Source organism: Pseudomonas sp. K2I15 (assembly GCF_002204795.1).
In the GTDB taxonomy this organism is placed as follows: domain Bacteria; phylum Pseudomonadota; class Gammaproteobacteria; order Pseudomonadales; family Pseudomonadaceae; genus Aquipseudomonas.
On the sequence record NZ_NIXO01000007.1, the window covers coordinates 106,507 to 126,073 of the forward strand.

Sequence of the window (19,567 nt, forward strand, 5' to 3'; positions counted from 1 at the left end):
TGCCACTACTGCGTGGCATCAGCTGGCGGCAAGATTAGCTTTGCGCCGAGAGAGGTGCAACCGGGTGCAACCCTTTTTATCCATGATTTTTTTGATGCTGATCGGGAAAATTTATCAGTGCAGCCGAATCGGCTGTGCCGTGGTGCAATTGGTTCTGACTTTGGCTGTGCTTGCTCCGAAAAGGAGCAAAAACACGGCGTTTTGCGAAAAACACATCAAGGTGCAACTTATTCTCAAGAAACTGGTTGCACCTTATTTGCTTTGTTGAATAGCATTCGCGCCCAAGGTGCAACCTCCTACGGACGGTTCATCGGCTGATGGCTTTCCTGGGGAAACGTCAGTCCTAAATGCGCGGCTCCAGGCGTCGTATCCACTTGCGAGTGGGTGGCCGTCCTGACAGGCCGCCGCTACATAAAAACAAAGCCAGGGCGTAACTCAATGAGCGTAAGTAATCCTACCCTGATCACGTTTGTGATCTATATCGCTGCCATGGTGCTGATCGGCTTTATGGCCTATCGCTCCACCAACAACCTTTCCGACTACATTCTGGGCGGTCGCAGCCTCGGCAGCGTGGTTACAGCGCTCTCGGCAGGCGCCTCGGACATGAGCGGCTGGTTGCTGATGGGCTTGCCCGGCGCGATCTACATGTCTGGCCTGTCGGAAAGCTGGATCGCCATCGGCCTGATCGTCGGTGCCTACCTGAACTGGCTGTTTGTAGCCGGCCGCCTGCGGGTGCAGACCGAGCACAACGGCGACGCCCTGACACTGCCGGATTACTTCTCCAGCCGCTTCGAAGATAAAAGCGGCCTGCTGCGGATCATCTCTGCGGTGGTGATCCTGGTGTTCTTCACCATTTACTGCGCTTCCGGCATCGTGGCCGGTGCCCGCCTGTTTGAAAGCACCTTCGGCATGTCCTACGAGACTGCGCTGTGGGCCGGTGCTGCAGCGACGATTGCCTACACCTTTGTTGGTGGTTTCTTGGCGGTGAGCTGGACTGACACCGTACAAGCCACGCTGATGATCTTCGCCCTGATCCTGACGCCGATCATCGTGCTGCTGGCCACCGGTGGCGTCGACACGACTTTCCTGGCAATCGAAGCGCAGAACCCTGACAACTTCAACATGCTGAAAAATACCACCTTCATCGGCATCATTTCGCTGATGGGCTGGGGCCTGGGTTACTTCGGCCAGCCGCACATCCTCGCGCGTTTCATGGCGGCGGATTCGGTGAAGTCGATTGCCAAGGCGCGCCGCATCTCCATGACCTGGATGATCCTGTGCCTGGGCGGCACCGTGGCGGTGGGCTTCTTCGGTATCGCCTACTTTTCGGCGCACCCGGAAGTGGCCGGCCCAGTGACCGAGAACCACGAGCGTGTGTTCATCGAACTGGCCAAGCTGCTGTTTAACCCATGGATTGCCGGTGTGTTGCTGTCGGCCATTCTGGCTGCGGTAATGAGCACCCTGAGCTGCCAGTTGCTGGTGTGCTCCAGCGCCCTGACCGAAGACTTCTATAAAACCTTCCTGCGCAAAAATGCTTCCCAGGTTGAGCTGGTGTGGGTCGGTCGCGCCATGGTGCTGCTGGTGGCGTTGATCGCTATCGCCATGGCCGCCAACCCGGAAAACCGCGTGCTGGGCCTGGTGAGCTACGCCTGGGCTGGTTTCGGGGCTGCGTTCGGTCCTGTCGTGCTGATCTCTGTGCTGTGGAAAGGCATGACGCGTAATGGCGCACTGGCGGGCATCCTGGTGGGCGCGATCACCGTGATCGTGTGGAAACACTTCAGCTTGTTGGGCCTGTACGAAATCATCCCGGGCTTCATCTTCGCGAGCCTGGCGATCTACTTCGTGAGCAAGCTGGGCGCGCCGACGGCTGGCATGGTTCAGCGTTTTGATGCGGCCGAGGCGGATTACAACCTCAACAAGTAATCGGCGGGGGCCTGAAGGCCCGCTGAACTGAAAACGGCCCGCCTGCGGGCCGTTTTTTATGGGCGTGATTCAGTCGCGGTCTGTGTCCGGCTGATTCAGGAAAATCAATACGCCCAGGATCGCCATGTAAAACTTGAACGCCGCTTCCTGGCCGTTCCACTGATGGGATTGCCACATCAGGAACCACTCGCCGCCGATCACCATAAAGCCGAAAAACCACACGACAAAACCGAGGGTCAGGCCCGCGACTGCGCATTTCTTTGCGCGGTTGAATTCGGTGCCGGTGGCACGACGAGCTCGCCACAACGCCAGCGCGCCTCGTGCCAGCCACACGGCCGTCAGTGCTTCACCCGCAATGATCAGCCAATACGCACCGTGCCATAGCCATGGGGTGGTGATGGCGCGATACATTGCGGCGTTGCCGGGGAAGGTGGTGTCCATGCTCAGCACATGTTTGACGAAGGCAAAGTTGGAGCCGTAGTCGGTGATGTTGCTGAAAGCGACGAGGGTGGCGAAGGCTGCCAGGGCAAGGGTCAGGACGATTTTTGCATAGCGGGTGGCCATGTTTTTTCCATTGTTATTCGGCGTTGGGGGGCGCTTACGCTAGCACGCTGGCGGTAGGGCTTCGACGCCTGATACATGAAGATTAAAGTGTCTGCCGTGTAGGGATTTACTGATTTGCCGGCAGCGCACTCAGTTGGGCAAAAAGCTGGTGCAGAATCGGTCGCCCACTACTTGCAGAGAAACACCGGATGTTCGCTCCTGCCAATCAAAGTGCCTTTACCCTGACCCTCGACGGTATGCCCAGTGATCTCAAGGTTTTTGAGTTCACGGGCAGCGAAGCCATCAGCGAGCCTTATCGCTTTGACCTTGAACTGGTCAGCGAGCAGCCGGACCTTGACCTTGAGAGCCTGCTGCACCGTCAGGCCTTCCTGGGCTTTGATGCCCAGGGGCATGGCGTTCACGGCCAAATCTACCGCGTTGCCCAAGGTGATTCCGGCAGGCGCCTGACTCGCTACCAGATCAGCCTGGTGCCCCGGTTGGCATATCTGCAACACAGCAGTCACCAGCGAATGTTCCAGCACCTGAGCGTGCCGCAGATCATCAAGCAGGTGTTGGAGGGGCAGGGCATCCACGGGGATGCTTTCGAATTCCGGTTGGGCGGTGTGTATCCCGTGCGCGAGTACTGCGTGCAGTTCGGTGAAAGCGATTTGGGGTTTATCCAGCGGCTGTGTGCCGAGCAGGGGATTCACTACCATTTTCAGCACAGCCCCGACGGTCACCTGTTGGTGTTTGGTGATGACCAGGCGGTATTCGCTCAGGGCGAGCAGCCAACCGACTATGCACCGGGCTCCGGAATGGTCGCCGACACGCCGGTGATCAAGCGTTTTTCGGTGCGCCTGGAGACACGTACGACAGGCGTAAACCTGCGCGATTACGACTTTCGCAAACCGCGTCTGCAGCTGGAAAGCGAAGTGCTGGGTGAGCAGCTTCCTTCCCTGGAAGATCACGATTATCCCGGACATTTTACTGACCGCCCCCATGGCAAACACTTGGCCCAACGGACCCTTGAGCGGCACCGCCGAGATTATCGCCAGGCCCGTGGCAGTGGCGATCAACCGGCGTTGGTCAGTGGTCAGTTTTTCCAGCTGGCAGCGCATCCGCGTGATGAATGGAATGACCTGTGGCTGGTGACGCATGTCACCCATACCGGCAAGCAGCCGCAAGTGCTCGAAGAGTCTGTGGGCGATGGGGGGCTCCAGGGCTATGGCAACACCTTCGTCGCCACACCTTGGGACACTGTGTTTCGACCCACGCTACCGCCGCCACGTACACCGATATCCGGCTACCAAAACGCCGTGGTCACCGGGCCGCAAGGCAGTGAAATCCATTGCGACGAATACGGCCGGGTCAAGGTGCAACTGGCCTGGGATCGCGCCGGGGAATACAACGAACACTCCAGCTGCTGGCTGCGGGTAGCCAGCGGCTGGGCTCACGAGCATTACGGCGCAGTGTTGATCCCGCGGGTGGGCATGGAAGTGCTGGTGGGCTTCGTCGACGGCGACGCTGACACGCCACTGGTGGTCGGCTGCCTGGCCAACGCGGCGACGCCGGTGCCGCTGGATCTACCGGCCGACAAGACCCGCAGCATCTTCCGTAGCCAGACCAGCCCCGGCGGCGGTGGCTACAACGAACTGCGCATCGAGGACCGAAAGGGCGCCGAGGAAATCTACCTGCGTGCCCAGCGCAACTGGACCCAGCATGTACTCCACGACCAGCACGTGCAGGTCGACAACCAGCGCAACGTGATCGTCAAAGGTCTCGATCGTCACGAGCTTCAGGGCGAAGAACAGCGCACCACCCACGGCAACCGCCTGACCGAACTCAAGCAGGACGATCACCTGATGATCGCCGGCTCGCAGCAGATGCGTGCCGGAATGACCATTCACATTGGCGCGGGGCAAAGTATCGTTATCGATGCGGGTGCCAGCGTGACGCTTCAGGCGGGCGGGCAATGGATCAACGTGTCGGCGGGCGGGATTTTCAGCAGTGTTCCTATCCAGCTGGGCGGCGCGCCAGCGGCGGCGGGAGCGCCGTTGATGCCCGGGCTACAGGAAAAACTGCTGGCGGTAATTCCGGTGCCATTGAGCGCGGTGCAAGTGTCCAGCCTCAAACGCAGCGCGCCCTTTTGCGAAGAGTGCGAGCGCTGCAAGAATGGCGTGTGTGATACGCCTCTACACCGCAGTGCATCACTGGCCGGGCGTGCCCCATGATGTCTCCCGGGCAGTGGCTTGAGTCTCAACCGTTGCAGGTGGGTGAGCAGTTGTTTGCGGTGTTGGGCAATGGCAGTGACTGCAAGCCGCTTGAAGCGTGGCGTCGTACCGATGGCCGCGCACTCAGTCCAATCTGGGCGGGTAGCGAGTATGCAGCGTGGGATGAGGTGATGCCCTATGTTGCAGTGGTTGCCGTTGATAGTGCTTTTCTGGAATGGGCCGCCGAATGTGAAGGTACCGATTGGGGTTGGCTGGCCGTGTCGATCTGTTCTCTGCAAACCGTCGCCGAGCATCTGCGCAGCCTGACCAAGGTGCTATTGCCGGAGGGGCAGGCGGTGTTTTTTCGCTTTTGGGATGGTGCCTATACGCTGCCTGTTTTACAGGCGCTTGGGCCTGGGGCGCGGGAGTTGCTCCCTGTATTCAGCCGCTACTGGATCAATGGTTGCCTGCATGAGGTCGCGGTCACGACGGTGGGAGCGGCAAAACCCAGCCCGTGGTGGCAAGTACCGCCGCAGGTTCTCCAGCATCTGAGTGACCAATCGAGCGTCACGCTGGTGGACAACCTGCTGCAATGGCTGGAAGAACAGCGCCCGGACCTGCACAGCGCTTTTGCGCCGGTGACCTTGAAGCACAAGGTCGCACACTTTGTGTGCAGGCCGGACGTCAGCCATCAGGCGCTGGAAGCCTGGTTGACTTCAGAGCTGGGTTGAAGCCAAAGACTGCTGCAAGTCCTCGATCAGGTCTTCAATGGCCTCATAGCCGCCCTTCAGGCCGAAGGACAGAATTGCCGACGGTTTACCCTGCATGTATTTCTGGGCCAGATGATGGTGTGGGTGATCCGGCAGGCCGGCGTAGCTGACCCACTCGACCCGTTCGTGGTCTTGCAGGAAGCGGGCAATCTTCAAGGCGTTTTCGGTGTGGCGCTCCATACGCAGGGCCAGGGTTTCCAGGCCTTGCAGCAGTAGGAACGCATTCATCGGCGCCAAGCCGCGCCGGTGTTGCGCAGGGGCACGGTGCGGGCCCGGGCGATGAATGCGGCCGGGCCGAATTTCTCGGTGTAGACCACGCCGTGATAGGCCGGCTCGGGCTGGTTAAGGCCGGGGAATTTCTCCGGGTATTGAGTCCAGGGAAAGGTGCCACTGTCGACGATCACGCCACCCAGCGAGTTGCCATGGCCCTGTGGTGAGCGGGCTTGCCCCGCGCTGGGCTGCGTAGCGGCCCTAAGTCGCCCACTGCATTCTGTCTGAAATAACGCCGTTTGCCATTATTGGGGCTGCTTCGCAGCCCGGCGCGGGGCAAGCCCGCTCACCACAGCCCTGCACCTTTGCCTGCGTAAAAGGTAAACTTCGCCCCCTGCGCAGGAGCAACCATGAATTATCGTCACGCCTTTCACGCCGGCAACCACGCCGATGTCTTCAAACACCTGACCTTGACCCGCCTCATCGCCCTGATGTCGCGCAAGGAACAGCCGTTTGCCTATCTCGACACCCACGCCGGCATTGGTCTGTATGACCTGCAGGGCGACCAGGCGAACCGCACCGGTGAGTACCTGGAAGGCATCGCCCGCCTGTGGGGCCAGGCCGACCTGCCGCCGCTGACCGCCGATTACATGCGCGTGCTGCACGAGATGAACCCGGATGGCGAATTGCGCTACTACCCGGGCTCACCGGAGCTGGCGCGACGCCTGACCCGCCCCCAGGACCGCGTGTTGCTCAACGAGAAACACCCGGAAGACGGCCTGCTGCTCAAGGACAATATGAAGGGCGACCGCCGGGTGAAAGTGCACCTTGGCGAAGGCTGGCACGTGCCACGGGCGCTGCTGCCAGTGCCGGAAAAACGCGCGCTGATGTTGATTGACCCGCCGTTCGAAAAGCTTGATGAGATGCAGCGCTGCGCCGCGTCCCTCAAGGAAGCCGTGAGCCGTATGCGCCAGACGGTGGCCGCGATCTGGTACCCGGTGAAAGACCAGCGCATGCTGCGCCGCTTCTATCAGGACCTTGCCGGTACCGGTGCGCCGAAGTTGCTGCGGGTGGAATTGTTGGTGCATCCGCTGGACACGCCCAACACCCTGACCGGCTCGGGCTTGGCGATTGCCAATCCGCCGTGGGGGCTGGAGGAAGAATTGCGTGAGCTGTTGCCGTGGTTGTCCAAGCAGCTTGGGCAAACCCAGGGTGGCTGGCAGATAGATTGGCTGATTGCCGAGTAATCCACTCTCAAGGTAAGTGAGGACCCCATGTGGGAGCGGGCTTGCTCGCGAAAGCGGTGTGACAGTCGCCTTATGCATCGACTGATACACCGCCTTCGCGAGCAAGCCCGCTCCCACATTTTTTCGGTGTCGCTCTTAGATCGGGCAGGTCACGCCTGTGCCGCTGATCCCGCAGTAACCCTGCGGGTTCTTCGCCAGGTACTGCTGGTGATACGCCTCGGCAAAGTACACCGTCGGGGCTTCTTCGATTTCTGTGGTGATGGCGCCCAGGCCAGCCTTGGTCAGTTCATTCTGATATGCCTGGGCGCTGGCTTTCGCCGCCTCCAGATGCTCCGGCTTGACCGCATAGATCACCGAGCGGTACTGGCTGCCGATGTCATTTCCCTGGCGCATGCCCTGGGTCGGGTTGTGCAGTTCCCAGAACATTTTCAGCAGCTCTTCGTAGCTGATCTTGTCCTGGTCAAACACCACCAGCACCACTTCGCTGTGGCCGGTCAGGCCTGAGCAGACCTCTTCATAAGTCGGGTTCGGCGTATAACCGCCGGCATAACCCACCACCGTGCTGACGATGCCTTCACGCTGCCAGAAACGGCGCTCTGCGCCCCAGAAGCAGCCGAGGCCGAAGATCGCAAACTCTACGTTGTCGACAAACGGGCCCAGCAGCGGGTTGCCGTTGACGAAGTGAGTCTCGGGCAAAGACATCGGCGTTTCACGGCCAGGCAAAGCTTGTTCTTGAGTGGGGAGCACGTTTTTGTTCACCAGAATTTCCGAGCGCAAGACCATCATCAGTCCTCTCAGTCAGATTGAGTTACAGATAAGAATTCAGACTGCCAGTGTGCCCGAGTGTTACAGCGCTGTCAGGCGATTGGCCCGCGAGGATAGCGTTTAAGCATCGTCAGCAGCTCGGAGCCCGGGATTGGCCGGTCGAACAGGTAGCCCTGGCCGACGTCGCAACGGTGACGGCGCAGGAACGCCAGCTGTTCAGCGGTCTCGATGCCTTCGGCCACGACCTTGAGCTTGAGGTTGTGGGCCATGGCGATCACCGCCGAGGTGATTTCCATGTCGTCCTGGTTGTCGGGGATTTCATGAATGAAGCTGCGATCAATCTTGATGATGTCGATCGGGAATTTTTTCAGGTAGCTAAGCGACGAGTAACCGGTGCCGAAGTCGTCCATGGCCAGGGTCAGTCCAAAACTCTTCAGTTGGTCCAGTTGCAGGCGTGTGTCTTCGGTGGCTTCCAGCAGCAGGCCTTCGGTCAGCTCCAGTTCCAGCAGGTTGGCCGGTAACTGTTCTTCCTTGAGGATTGTGGCAATCGAGGCCACCAGGTCCGGGTCGGAAAACTGCTTGGGCGACAGGTTGATCGCCACTTGCAGGTTCCCCATGCCGGCGGCCGTCAGCTGTCGGCTCATGCGGCAGGCCTGGCGGGCGATCCATTTGCCGATAGGAATGATCAGCCCGGTCTCTTCAGCCACGCTAATGAATTGATCAGGGCGGATCATACCCTTCTCTGGATGGTTCCAGCGCAACAGCGCTTCCATGCCCAGCAGGCGACCGCTGCGCAGGCACAGCTTGGGCTGGTAGAACACGTCCAGCTCGTTCTGGGTCAGGGCGCGGCGCAGGTTGTTTTCCACGAACAGCTTGTAGCTGGCCTCGGCGTTCAGCGCTTCGGTAAACACCTGCACCTGGTGTTTGCCGTTGGCCTTGGCCTTGTGCAGCGCCAGGCCTGCGTTGCGCATCAGGGTTTGCGGGTCGCGGCCATGCAGCGGGGCGCAGGCTAGGCCCACGGAGCCGGTGACGCTGATCAGTTGGTTGTCGACGAACATCGGCTTGTCGAGGGTTGCCAGCAATTGGCTGGCGACCTGCTGGCCGGTTTCAAGGTCGGTATCGTCGAGCAGCACGGCAAATTCGTTACTGGCAAACCGCGCCAGGCTGCCGCTGGCAGTCAGGCTGTTGCGCAGGCGCCGCGCGAGGCTGATCAGCAGCTTGTCGCCGGTCTGGTGGCCGAGGCTGTCGTTGATCCGCTTGAAGTTGTCGATGTCCACCAGCAGCAGGCTGATAGAGCTGTCGCTGTCGCGGGCAAAACGTTCGTCGAGGTTGCGGATGAACGCCGGACGGTTGCCCAGGTTGGTCAGGTTGTCGGTGTAGGCCAGGCGCTCGATGCGCTGCTGGGCCAGCTTGGTCTGGGTGATGTCTTCGTAGATGCCGATGTAGTGCGTCAGCTCACGGTTGTCGCCATAGACCTTGGAAATCGACAACTGGCCCCAGTAGGGTTCGAGGTTCTTGCGCCGGCTCTTGAATTCGCCCTGCCAGCTGTTGCTCTTGGCCAGGCTTGAAGGCGCATCGAACAGCAGCTCGCTGAGGTTCTCCAGCGCCGGCAGTTCCGAGAGCAGGTGGCCGTGGACTTCTTCGGTGCTGTACTGGGTGATCGCGGTAAAGCTGGGGTTAACGTACTCCACCACACCGTCGCAATTGACCAGCAGGAACGCGTTGGCGCTTTGCTCCACGGCCCGCTGGAACAAGTGCAGGGCGCTGGTGGCGGTGCGGCGGTTATGGTTGTTGATCACTTGGGCGAACTGGTCGGCCAACTCGCCGGCAAACGCGATCTCATCGGACTGCCAGGCGCGGGTGCTGCCGCTTTGCTCCAGGCACAACACGCCGACCACATTGCCATCGACGCGGATACTCGCATCGAGCATGGCATGGACGTCTCGCGGTCGCAGGCTCTCGGCCATTTCCCGGGTGCGTGGGTCGCGCATGGCGTTGTTAGCATCAATGGCGCGGCTGGTTTGCAGGGCGTCCAGATAGTCCGGGAAGCTACTGGCATCGATAGGTTCCGGCAGATGGTGCTGCTGATCGTCGCGGTGGTAGGCGGATATCGGCACCAGTTGCTGGTTTTCGAGGTTCCAGATGCTGGCGCAATCAATCTGATAGATATCGCACGCACTGCGGGTGATCAGCTCGGCGGCTTCTTGCAGCGAGTTGTTGGTGCTGTAGCGCTGGCGGGCCAGCAGCAGGATCAGCTCCTGCTGGGCGCGCACCCGCTCAAGGTGCTGCAGTTGTTCCTGCTGGGCGCGCTGGTTGAGTTCCAGGGCGATCTGCAATCGGCTGTTCTGGCTCTCCAGATCCACCGCAGGGGCCGGTGAGATTTCACTGAACAGGCCGTCGACCACCATCAAGTAGCCGCGCAGCAGGTGACGGTTGTGTTGTTTGTAGGCCTCGCCCAGTTCCAGCAGGCTCAGCGGGCCGTCGTTGGTGTGCAGGGTGTAGCGCACCAGGTAATGCGGGCTGATGGTCAGCTGTTCCTGGATCGCATCATGCAGTTGATAGCGCGCCTGGGGCTCCATCAGGCTGGCATAGGGCGAGCCGATCAGGGCGCACAGTTCCACCGCGGGCAGGCCGAACTGGCGTTCGCAATTGGGGTCGAGGTACAGCAGGGCCCAGCTTGCCTCATTAAGCCGCTCGAAACGCAGCATACCGAGGCGCGAAGGCACCGGTAATTGCGTCACTACCTCGGCCGCCGTACGGGCGACATCGGGTTGGCTTTTCATGGGGAAACTCGCTTGGAAAAATGCGCATCGCGCCGGGCTCACGCCCTCTTTACTGTTGCCTGCGGCAAGGTTGCATCATGCAGCACGGGCTGACAAGAGAGGATGAAGGCTAAGTGCTATAAGTGTGTTATCGACCAGCGAGCGGTTTTCTACAACCGGGGTGATGGGCGGCCATGGCACATGCCTCTGTAGGAGCGAGCTTGCTCGCGAAAAACACCAAGGCACCGCGCTCATTCAGAACGCCCGCGTCATCGTTAACGACCTTCGTGAGCAAGCTCGCCCCTACAAAGCAGCGGGCAAAAAAAGCCCCGCCAATTGGCGGGGTTGAGGTACGAGCGTGGCGCTCGGAAATCGTTGAAGCCAGGCCTTCTGCGCGGGCAGAAGACCTGTTGAGGCTTAAAGCAGGATGGTGCGGATGTCGTTCAGCAACTGGCTCAGGCGCTGAGTGAAGCGTGCAGCCGCCGCGCCGTTGATCACACGGTGATCGTAGGACAACGACAGTGGCAGCATCAGCTTCGGCTGGAACGCTTTACCGTCCCACACAGGCTGGATGGTGGCCTTGGAAACACCAAGGATCGCCACTTCCGGCGCGTTGACGATCGGCGTGAAGCCAGTACCGCCAATGTGCCCCAGGCTTGAGATGGTGAAGCAAGCACCTTGCATGTCGTCTGCGGTCAGCTTCTTGTCGCGGGCCTTGGCAGCCAGCGCAGCCGCTTCGGCAGCCAGTTGCAGCAGGCTCTTCTGATCAACATTCTTGATCACAGGCACCAGCAGGCCGTCCGGAGTATCGACCGCAAAGCCGATGTTCACGTACTTTTTGCGGATGATCGCCTTGCCGCTAGGGGCCAGCGAGCTGTTGAAGTCCGGCAGTTCCTTGAGCAGGTGTGCGCAGGCCTTGAGCAGCAGTGGCAGCACGGTCAGTTTCACGCCAGCCTTTTCGGCGACGGCTTTCTGCGCAACGCGGAAAGCTTCCAGGTCGGTGATGTCGGCCTGGTCGAACTGGGTCACGTGCGGGATGTTCAGCCAGCTGCGGTGCAGGCTCGACGCGCCGATTTGCATCAGGCGGGTCATCGGCACTTCTTCGGTTTCGCCGAAGCGGCTGAAGTCCACGACCGGGATCGGCGGAATGCCCGAGCCACCGGTAACAGCGCCGGCAGCCGGAGCTTCCTTGGCTTTCTGCATCATGGATTTGACGTAAACCTGCACGTCTTCCTTCAGCACGCGACCGTGAGGACCGCTGGCGGTAACCGCGTTCAACTCGACGCCGAATTCACGGGCCAGTTGGCGCACGGCAGGGCCGGCATGAACTTTGGCACCGCTTGGCGCAGGTGCAGCCGCTGGGGCCGGTGCGGCCTCGGCTTTTGCAGCAGGCGCAGGGGCAGCAGCAGCCGGTGCAGCTGAAGGTGCGGCGGCCGGAGCAGCTGCGGCTGGAGCGGCAGCAGCAGGAGCCGCAGCGCCCGCTACTTTCAGCTTGAGTATGAAGTCGCCAGTGCCGACTTCGTCTTCCAGCTTAACGGCAATGCTTTCCACCACACCGGCAGCCGGCGAAGGGATTTCCATGGAGGCCTTGTCGGACTCCAGGGTGATCAGCGACTGGTCGGCTTCGACGGTGTCGCCGACTTTAACCAGCAGCTCGATGATCTTGGCCTTGCCCGACGAGCCGATGTCCGGAACATGAATGTCCTGGACGGTAGCGGCAGCAGCAGGTGCAGCAGCCGGGGCCGCTGGGGCCTCGGCAGCCGCGGCAGGTTTTTCGGCGGCAGCCGGGGCAGCAGCAGGAGCGGCCGCCGCAGGAGCCGCATCAGCGGCACCTTCGATTTCCAGCTCAAGCAGTTCGTCGCCTTCTTTCAGGCGGTCGCCCAGCTTCACTTTCAGGCTTTTGACCACACCGGCTTTGGGAGCAGGGATTTCCATGCTCGCCTTGTCCGATTCCAGGGTCAGGATGCTCTGGTCGGCTTCGACGGTGTCGCCGACCTTCACAAACAGTTCAATTACTTCACCTTCACCGCTGCCGATGTCAGGTACGCGAATGAGTTCGCTCACAGAAAATCTCCTCAGCAGTCCAGTGGGTTGCGTTTTTCCGGGTTGATCCCGAACTTGACGATAGCGTCTGCCACCACCTTAGGTTCGATTTCACCACGGTCAGCCAAGGCTTCCAGGGCTGCCAACACCACGAAGTGACGGTCGACTTCGAAGAAGTGACGCAGCTTTTTGCGGCTGTCACTACGGCCGAAACCGTCGGTGCCCAGGACTTTGAATTCCTTGGACGGTACCCACTGACGAATTTGTTCAGCAAACAGTTTCATGTAGTCGGTCGAGGCGATAACCGGACCTTTCCGGCCAGCCAGGCACTCTTCAACGTAGGTCAGCGCAGGCTTCTGGCCTGGGTGCAGACGGTTGCTGCGCTCTACGGCCAGGCCGTCGCGACGCAGTTCGTTGAAGCTGGTAACGCTCCATACGTCAGCACCGACGTTGAACTCTTCACGCAGGATTTTCGCAGCTTCACGCACTTCACGCAGGATGGTGCCGGAGCCCATCAGTTGCACGTGGTGAGCGGCTTCCTTGGTGTCTTCTTCGAGCAGGTACATGCCCTTGATGATGCCTTCCTCTACACCGGCCGGCATGGCTGGCTGCTGGTAGGACTCGTTCATCACGGTGATGTAGTAGAAAACGTCCTGCTGCTGTTCGGTCATCTTCTTCATGCCGTCCTGGATGATCACCGCCAGCTCATAGCCGTAGGTTGGATCAAAGGTGCGGCAGTTCGGGATGGTGCCCGCCAGGATGTGGCTGTGGCCGTCTTCGTGTTGCAGGCCTTCGCCGTTCAGCGTGGTGCGGCCGGCAGTACCGCCGATCAGGAAGCCACGGGTACGGCTGTCGCCTGCTGCCCAGGCCAGGTCGCCAATACGCTGGAAACCGAACATCGAGTAGAAGATGTAGAACGGCAGCATCGGCTGGTTGTGGCTGGAGTACGAAGTACCGGCAGCGATGAAGGAGCTCATGGCGCCCGCTTCGTTGATGCCTTCTTCGAGGATCTGGCCCTTCTTGTCTTCCTTGTAGAACATCACCTGGTCTTTATCGACTGGCTCGTAGAGCTGGCCGACGGAGGAGTAGATGCCCAACTGACGGAACATGCCTTCCATGCCGAATGTACGGGCTTCGTCCGGGATGATCGGTACGATACGCGAGCCGATTTCCTTGTCCTTGACCAGTTGCGCGAGGATCCGCACGAAGGCCATGGTGGTGGAGATTTCACGGTCGCCCGAGCCGTCCAGGATAGCCTTGAGGGTATCGAGTGGCGGTGTAGGAATGTCGAAAGACTTGGCGCGGCGCTGTGGCACGAAACCACCCAGTGCAGTACGACGCTCGCTGAGGTAGCGGGCTTCGGCGCTGTTTGGCTCCGGCTTGAAGAACGGCAGGTTCTCCAGCTCTTCGTCCTTGACCGGGATGTCGAAGCGGTCGCGGAACAACTTCAGGCTGTCGACATCGACTTTCTTGGTGTTGTGCGCAGTGTTCTTCGCTTCGCCGGCACCGGTGCCATAACCCTTGATGGTCTTGGCCAGGATAACGGTAGGTTGTTCTTTGTGGTTGACCGCTTCGTGGTACGCCGCGTAGACCTTGTACGGGTCGTGGCCGCCACGGTTGAGTTTCCAGATCTCGTCGTCGGACAGGTCTGCAACCATCGCCTTGAGTTCTGGCGAGTTGAAGAAGTGTTCACGCACGAACGCGCCGTCGCGGGCTTTGTAGTTCTGGTACTCGCCGTCGATAACTTCGTCCATCCGGCGTTGCAGGATACCGTCGACGTCTTTGGCCAACAGTGGGTCCCAGAAACGGCCCCAGATGACTTTGGTCACGTTCCACTGAGCACCGCGGAACACGCCTTCGAGTTCCTGGATGATCTTGCCGTTGCCGCGAACCGGGCCGTCGAGGCGCTGCAGGTTGCAGTTGATGACGAAGATCAGGTTGTCCAGCTTCTCGCGGCCAGCCAGGGAGATGGCGCCCAGGGATTCCGGCTCGTCACACTCGCCGTCGCCCAGGAAGCACCAGACTTTCTGCTTGCCTTCAGGGATGAAGCCACGGGCTTCCAGGTACTTCATGAAGCGTGCCTGGTAGATCGCCTGGATCGGGCCCAAGCCCATGGATACAGTCGGGAACTGCCAGAAATCAGGCATCAGCCAAGGGTGCGGATAGGACGAGAGGCCCTGGCCGTCGACTTCCTGGCGGAAGTTGTTCATTTGTTCTTCGGTGATGCGGCCTTCCATGAACGCACGGGCGTAGACGCCTGGCGAGGTGTGGCCCTGGAAGTAGATCAGGTCACCGCCGTGTTCGTCGGTCGGGGCCTGGAAGAAGTAGTTGAAGCCGATGTCATACAGGGTTGCGCTGGAAGCGAAGCTGGAGATGTGACCGCCCAGGTCAGAATCTTTCAAGTTCGTGCGCATAACCATCGCCATGGCGTTCCAGCGTACCAGCGAGCGAATGCGGCGTTCCATGAACAGGTCGCCAGGCATGCGTGCTTCGTGGGTAACTGGGATGGTGTTGCGGTACGGCGTGGTGATGGCGTAGGGCAGTTGCGAGCCGCTGCGGGTCGCGAGTTCGCCCATACGGGTCATCAGGTAGTGCGCACGGTCTTCGCCTTCTTTGTCGAGAACCGATTCCAGGGCGTCCAGCCATTCCTGGGTTTCGACGGGATCGAGGTCTTGCATGGCTTGCTCCAGGGCGGAAAGGCTACCAGAATCGGTTGCCTGAAGTTTGCGACTGGCCTTGTGGGCAGACGACATAAATTCTTGGATGGCCGAAGGTTGCTTCGGCGTCCTGTAGTTTTACTACAAATCGTCGGCCATTTCAGCCTTTCGAATGTATATACGAGTAGTAAAACTACACAAGACTGAGCGGATTGCTCGGTCTAGTTGGCGAGCATAATCGTTATTGTTGATCTTTTGCGAACAAGAAAGGGTAGAAATTTGATGTTAACTGCCAAAAAAGAAAAATTTTCAGCTATTTCTAACCTTTGTTCGACAGTCCTTCACCGAGCGTGGTTCTTGCGTTCACAGCAACAAGCCATTTACGCGCCGATCAAGGATAGACCATGAGCCTTCCAATGCAGGCCGAACTGCCGGCCATCCTGCTTCCATTTGCCAAGCGGGCCGAGCAGTCATTTCGTGACGTCGTGGCCGGATTGGACGGCGATAATGGCCTTTCTGAGTGGACGCCGCAACGTTGGGCTGACTTCGCCCGTGTGTGCGCCGCCAGTGATTTCGTCATTGAACAGAGTGTTCGTGACCCTTTGATGTTGCTGGAGCTGGTGGCATGGGGCGAACTGGACCGAGGCTTTGCCCCCGGCGAGCTGTGCGGCCAGATTGCAGTTGCCGTGCAACAAGCTGAAACAGAAGACGAACTGGGCCGCGTTCTGCGCCGCCAGCGCACCCGCCAGCAAGTGCGGATCATCTGGCGCGACCTGACCCGACAGGCGGACCTGGTGCAAACCTGTCGCGATCTATCGGACATGGCCGACGCCAGTATCGACCAGGCGTATCAGTGGCTGTACCAGCGCCACTGCGTCCTGTTCGGCACGCCCACCGGCCGTCGCAGCGGCGAGCCGCAGCACATGGTCATCCTCGGCATGGGCAAGCTCGGCGCCGTAGAATTGAACCTGTCGTCCGATATCGACCTGATCTTCGCCTACCCCGAAGGCGGCGACACGGTGGGCGTAAAACGTTCGCTGGATAACCAGGAATTCTTCATTCGCCTTGGTCAAAAACTGATCAAGGCCCTGGACCCGATGACCGTCGACGGCTTTGTATTTCGCGTCGATATGCGTCTGCGGCCCTACGGTTCAGCCGGGGCACTGGTGCTCAGCTTCAACGCGCTGGAACAGTACTACCAGGACCAGGGCCGCGACTGGGAACGCTACGCCATGATCAAGGCGCGGGTGGTGGCTGGAGACCAGGTGGCCGGCGCGCAATTGCTCGACATGCTGCGGCCATTTGTCTACCGGCGTTACCTGGATTTTTCCGCCATCGAAGCGCTGCGCACCATGAAGCAGTTGATCCAGCAGGAAGTGCGGCGCAAGGGCATGGCCGAGAACATCAAGCTGGGCTCGGGCGGCATCCGTGAAGTCGAATTTATCGCCCAGGCGTTTCAGCTGATCCACGGCGGCCGCGACCTGAGCCTGCAACAGCGCCCGCTGCTAAAAGTGCTGGGCACGCTGGAAGGCCAGGGCTACCTGCCGCCGGCGGTGATCGCCGAGCTGCGCGATGGCTATGAATTCCTGCGCTACACCGAACACGCGATCCAGGCGATTGCCGATCGCCAGACTCAAATGCTCCCGGACGGCACCGAAGACCAGGCGCGAATTGCCTTCATGATGGGCTTCCCGGACTGGACGGCGTTCCATGAGCGCCTGATGTACTGGCGCGGTCGGGTGGACTGGCACTTCCGCCAGGTGATTGCCGACCCGGATGAAGAAGAGGGCGAAGAAAGCGAACTGGTCGTGGGCGGCGAGTGGTTGCCATTGTGGGAAGAGTCCCAGGACGAAGAGGCCGCTTGCCGACAGTTGCAGGAAGGTGGCTTCACCGATGCACCCAAAGCCTTGAAAACCTTGGCTGGCCTGCGTAGCAGCCCGCAATTACGCGCCATGCAGCGCTTGGGGCGCGAGCGTCTGGATGCGTTTATTCCGCGCTTGCTGGCCCAGGCCGTTGAACACGCCAACCCGGATCTGGTGCTTGAACGCGTATTGCCATTGGTCGAAGCCGTCGCCCGACGTTCCGCCTATTTGGTACTTCTGACCGAAAACCCCGACGCCCTGCGTCGCCTTCTGACCCTGTGCGCCGCCAGCCCGTGGATCGCCGAACAGATCACCCGCTTCCCGCTGCTGCTGGACGAATTGCTCAACGAAGGCCGCCTGTTCAAGCCGCCCTTGGCACCGGAATTGGCTGCCGAATTGCGCGAACGCCTGACACGCATCCCTGAAGATGACCTTGAGCAGCAGATGGAAGCCCTGCGTCACTTCAAGCTGGCCCACCGCCTGCGGGTGGCCGCCTCGGAAATCGCCGGCAGCCTGCCGCTGATGAAAGTCAGTGACTACCTGACCTGGCTCGCCGAAGCCATCCTCGAACAAGTGCTGGCCCTGGCCTGGCGCCAGACTGTCGCCCGCCACGGTTCGCCGCAGCGTGTGGACGGCACCTTGTGCGATCCCGGGTTCATCATTGTCGGTTATGGGAAAGTCGGCGGCATCGAATTGGGGCATGGTTCGGACCTGGACCTGGTGTTTATCCATGACGGTGACCCGCAAGCCGAAACCGACGGCGCCAAGCCGATCGACGGTGCGCAATTCTTTACCCGGCTGGGCCAGCGGATCATTCACCTGCTGACCACCCAGACCAACTCCGGGCAGTTGTATGAAGTGGACATGCGCCTGCGACCGTCGGGCGCGTCCGGTTTGCTGGTGAGTTCCCTGGGAGCATTTGCGCGCTATCAGGAAAACGAAGCCTGGACCTGGGAACACCAGGCGCTGGTGCGTGCACGTGTGTTGGTCGGCAGCCAGGATGTCGGCCGTGCGTTTGAGCAAGTGCGGGCGCAAGTGCTGGGCCGCGCGCAGGACCTGGACAAGCTGCGCCAGGAGGTCAGCGAGATGCGCACCAAGATGCGTGACAACCTTGGCACCAAGTCCACGGCGGCGGGAACGGCGGCGAATGCCTTCGAGCCCACGGTGGCGTTCGACCTCAAGCAGGACGCCGGAGGTATCGTCGATATTGAATTTATGGTGCAATACGCGGCTTTGGCGTGGTCTGCGCAACATCCATCGTTGCTGCGCTACACCGACAATATCCGCATTCTGGAAGGGCTGGAGCAGGTCGGGCTGATGCCTGCTGCCGATGCCCATTTGCTGCGCGAGGTGTATAAAGCCTACCGTTCCGCCGCTCACCGCCAGGCCTTGCAGAACGAGGCCGGTACGGTTGCCGGGGACCAGTTCGCTGACGAACGGCGCCAGGTGCAGCGAATCTGGCATGAACTGGGGTTAAGCTGAAACACTATATATAAGGCGGGGAGGCATGAGCCTCCCCGTATCGTTTGTGGAAACTACATGAATATTCTGATCGTTGGGCCCAGTTGGGTCGGTGACATGGTGATGGCGCAGACACTGTTCCAGTGCCTGAAACAGCGCCATCCCGACTGCCAAATCGACGTGCTCGCCCCCGAGTGGAGCCGGCCGATTCTTGAGCGCATGCCCGAGGTGCGTAAGGCTTTGAGCTTCCCGCTCGGCCACGGCGCGCTGGAGCTGGCGACCCGTCGACGCATCGGCAAGTCCCTGGCGGGCCAGTACGATCAGGCGATCCTGTTGCCCAACTCGATGAAGTCGGCACTGGTGCCGTTCTTTGCCGGCATTCCCAAGCGCACCGGCTGGCGTGGCGAGTTTCGCTATGGCTTGCTCAATGATGTGCGCAAGCTCGACAAGGCCCGTTACCCGCTGATGATCGAGCGCTTCATGGCCCTGGCCTACGCGCCGGGTGCCGAGTTGCCGACGCCATATCCGCGCCCGAGCCTGCAAATCGACCCGGTCACCCGCGACGCCGCCCTGGCCAAGTTCGGCCTGGAGCTGGACCGTCCGGTGCTGGCGCTGTGCCCAGGCGCCGAGTTTGGCGAGTCCAAGCGCTGGCCGTCGGAGCATTACGCCAAGGTCGCGGAGATGAAGATTCGCGAGGGCTGGCAAGTCTGGCTGTTCGGCTCGAAAAATGATCATTCTGTAGGCGAGGACATTCGTCAGCGCCTGATCCCGGGCCTGCGCGAAGAAGCCGTCAACCTCAGTGGCGACACGTCCCTGGCCGAGGCTATCGACCTGCTGTCCTGCGCCGACTCGGTGGTGTCCAACGACTCTGGCCTGATGCACGTGGCCGCGGCGCTGAACCGCCCGCTGGTGGCGGTGTACGGCTCGACATCGCCAGGCTTCACCCCGCCGTTGGCCGACAAGGTCGAAGTGGTGCGCCTGGGCCTGGATTGCAGCCCGTGTTTCGACCGCACCTGCCGGTTCGGCCACTACAACTGCCTGCGCCAATTGCTGCCGCAACCCGTCAGCGACGCGTTACAGCGGCTGCAGGGCACTGTGGTCGAGGTTCGTTAAG

The 19,567-nt window shown here is 60.6% G+C and carries 12 protein-coding genes and 1 pseudogene; 7 read left to right on the plus strand and 6 right to left on the minus strand.

All coding sequences use genetic code 11. The features are described 5' to 3' along the window. Nucleotides 1–12 precede the first annotated feature (12 nt). Entirely contained in the window at nucleotides 13–318 is a 306-nt protein-coding gene (locus CEC48_RS30950; RefSeq protein ID WP_176438683.1) for a hypothetical protein, read from the plus strand. Between the two features lie 120 nt (nucleotides 319–438). Then, nucleotides 439–1,923, plus strand: coding sequence for a sodium/proline symporter PutP (gene putP, locus CEC48_RS07225; protein ID WP_088423108.1), 1,485 nt, complete (start codon nucleotides 439–441; stop codon nucleotides 1,921–1,923). Between the two features lie 69 nt (nucleotides 1,924–1,992). Here the strand turns inward: putP and CEC48_RS07230 are convergent, their stop codons facing one another. Further along, entirely contained in the window at nucleotides 1,993–2,487 is a 495-nt protein-coding gene (locus CEC48_RS07230; protein WP_088423109.1) for a DUF2165 family protein, read from the minus strand. Between the two features lie 188 nt (nucleotides 2,488–2,675). Here CEC48_RS07230 and CEC48_RS07235 point away from each other — a divergent pair, with 188 nt between their 5' ends. Together CEC48_RS07235 and CEC48_RS07240 are read left to right on the plus strand one after the other, a co-directional pair. Then, complete coding sequence (locus CEC48_RS07235) at nucleotides 2,676–4,697, plus strand: type VI secretion system tip protein VgrG (RefSeq protein WP_088423110.1); 2,022 nt, start codon at nucleotides 2,676–2,678, stop codon at nucleotides 4,695–4,697. Beyond that, complete coding sequence (locus tag CEC48_RS07240) at nucleotides 4,694–5,407, plus strand: DUF4123 domain-containing protein (RefSeq protein ID WP_088423111.1); 714 nt, start codon at nucleotides 4,694–4,696, stop codon at nucleotides 5,405–5,407. The genes CEC48_RS07235 and CEC48_RS07240 overlap by 4 nt, the downstream gene beginning before the upstream one ends. Here the strand turns inward: CEC48_RS07240 and CEC48_RS07245 are convergent. Further along, nucleotides 5,393–5,874: pseudogene (locus CEC48_RS07245) on the minus strand (PLP-dependent transferase); the annotation flags it as partial. The gene CEC48_RS07240 and the pseudogene CEC48_RS07245 overlap by 15 nt on opposite strands. A 192-nt stretch (nucleotides 5,875–6,066) precedes the next feature. On the opposite strand from CEC48_RS07245, the gene CEC48_RS07250 reads away from it, so the two are divergent. Then, nucleotides 6,067–6,903 (plus strand): 23S rRNA (adenine(2030)-N(6))-methyltransferase RlmJ, encoded by an 837-nt coding sequence (locus CEC48_RS07250; protein ID WP_088423112.1) that lies wholly within the window; start codon nucleotides 6,067–6,069, stop codon nucleotides 6,901–6,903. A gap of 135 nt (nucleotides 6,904–7,038) precedes the next feature. On the opposite strand, the gene msrA is transcribed toward CEC48_RS07250, so the two are convergent. The 4 genes from msrA to aceE form a co-directional block, all read right to left on the minus strand. Next, complete coding sequence (msrA, locus tag CEC48_RS07255) at nucleotides 7,039–7,686, minus strand: peptide-methionine (S)-S-oxide reductase MsrA (RefSeq protein ID WP_088423140.1); 648 nt, start codon at nucleotides 7,684–7,686, stop codon at nucleotides 7,039–7,041. Nucleotides 7,687–7,760: 74 nt separating this feature from the next. After that, on the minus strand, nucleotides 7,761–10,451 hold the full coding sequence (locus CEC48_RS07260) for a bifunctional diguanylate cyclase/phosphodiesterase (protein ID WP_088423113.1): 2,691 nt from the start codon (nucleotides 10,449–10,451) through the stop codon (nucleotides 7,761–7,763). Nucleotides 10,452–10,847: 396 nt separating this feature from the next. Continuing rightward, nucleotides 10,848–12,494, minus strand: coding sequence for a dihydrolipoyllysine-residue acetyltransferase (aceF, locus tag CEC48_RS07265; protein WP_088423114.1), 1,647 nt, complete (start codon nucleotides 12,492–12,494; stop codon nucleotides 10,848–10,850). 11 nt (nucleotides 12,495–12,505) lie between these two features. Continuing rightward, nucleotides 12,506–15,151: a pyruvate dehydrogenase (acetyl-transferring), homodimeric type gene (aceE, locus tag CEC48_RS07270; protein ID WP_088423115.1), complete on the minus strand. Its 2,646-nt coding sequence runs from the start codon at nucleotides 15,149–15,151 to the stop codon at nucleotides 12,506–12,508. 383 nt (nucleotides 15,152–15,534) lie between these two features. On the opposite strand from aceE, the gene glnE reads away from it, so the two are divergent. Further along, the gene (glnE, locus tag CEC48_RS07275) at nucleotides 15,535–18,474 is read left to right on the plus strand and encodes a bifunctional [glutamate--ammonia ligase]-adenylyl-L-tyrosine phosphorylase/[glutamate--ammonia-ligase] adenylyltransferase (protein ID WP_088423116.1); all 2,940 of its coding nucleotides are present in this window, start codon (nucleotides 15,535–15,537) and stop codon (nucleotides 18,472–18,474) included. A gap of 57 nt (nucleotides 18,475–18,531) precedes the next feature. Continuing rightward, nucleotides 18,532–19,566 (plus strand): lipopolysaccharide heptosyltransferase II, encoded by a 1,035-nt coding sequence (gene waaF / locus CEC48_RS07280; RefSeq protein WP_088423117.1) that lies wholly within the window; start codon nucleotides 18,532–18,534, stop codon nucleotides 19,564–19,566. Nucleotide 19,567 lies beyond the last annotated feature (1 nt).

Excerpts from the sequence above, each read along its gene's own strand:
- msrA (WP_088423140.1), bottom strand. The coding sequence starts at position 7,686 with ATGGTCTTGCGCTCGGAAATTCTGGTGAACAAAAACGTGCTCCCCACT.
- CEC48_RS07240 (WP_088423111.1), top strand. The coding sequence starts at position 4,694 with ATGATGTCTCCCGGGCAGTGGCTTGAGTCTCAACCGTTGCAGGTGGGT.
- CEC48_RS07230 (WP_088423109.1), bottom strand. The coding sequence starts at position 2,487 with ATGGCCACCCGCTATGCAAAAATCGTCCTGACCCTTGCCCTGGCAGCC.
- CEC48_RS07260 (WP_088423113.1), bottom strand. The coding sequence starts at position 10,451 with ATGAAAAGCCAACCCGATGTCGCCCGTACGGCGGCCGAGGTAGTGACG.
- waaF (WP_088423117.1), top strand. The coding sequence starts at position 18,532 with ATGAATATTCTGATCGTTGGGCCCAGTTGGGTCGGTGACATGGTGATG.
- glnE (WP_088423116.1), top strand. The coding sequence starts at position 15,535 with ATGAGCCTTCCAATGCAGGCCGAACTGCCGGCCATCCTGCTTCCATTT.
- putP (WP_088423108.1), top strand. The coding sequence starts at position 439 with ATGAGCGTAAGTAATCCTACCCTGATCACGTTTGTGATCTATATCGCT.
- CEC48_RS07235 (WP_088423110.1), top strand. The coding sequence starts at position 2,676 with ATGTTCGCTCCTGCCAATCAAAGTGCCTTTACCCTGACCCTCGACGGT.
- CEC48_RS07250 (WP_088423112.1), top strand. The coding sequence starts at position 6,067 with ATGAATTATCGTCACGCCTTTCACGCCGGCAACCACGCCGATGTCTTC.
- aceE (WP_088423115.1), bottom strand. The coding sequence starts at position 15,151 with ATGCAAGACCTCGATCCCGTCGAAACCCAGGAATGGCTGGACGCCCTG.